This is a genomic window from Burkholderia sp. GbtcB21 (assembly GCF_019091065.1).
GTDB lineage: Bacteria > Pseudomonadota > Gammaproteobacteria > Burkholderiales > Burkholderiaceae > Burkholderia > Burkholderia pyrrocinia_C.
In genome coordinates this window covers 1-231 of the sequence record NZ_JAGXKA010000530.1, presented here as the reverse complement: position 1 = coordinate 231, position 231 = coordinate 1, and the positions used below count along the sequence as shown (strand labels likewise).

General features: G+C 71.9%; 1 pseudogene. It reads left to right on the top strand.

Features of this window, described 5'->3' with window-relative positions:
- Positions 1-45: 45 nt before the first annotated feature.
- Positions 46-231: pseudogene (locus KVT39_RS38360) on the top strand (ABC transporter substrate-binding protein); the annotation flags it as partial.

Here is a 231-nt window from a genome sequence, read left to right as displayed (position 1 = left end):
GGGAACCATGGCGCTCGCTTCAGGCGCCCGGAAGCGCCGCCCGGGTTGCACACGTGTCCAACGCCCGGCTGTCCCGCCACCACGCCGAACGAGAGAGACCTCATGACCTTGCTGTGCCGCCTGCGCGCGCTGTCCGCCGCCCTTGCGCTGTCCTTCGCCGCCACGCACGCCGTTGCCGCGGTCCTCGTCATCGCAGGCCGCGACGACATCTACGGCAAGGGGCTGGCGGAC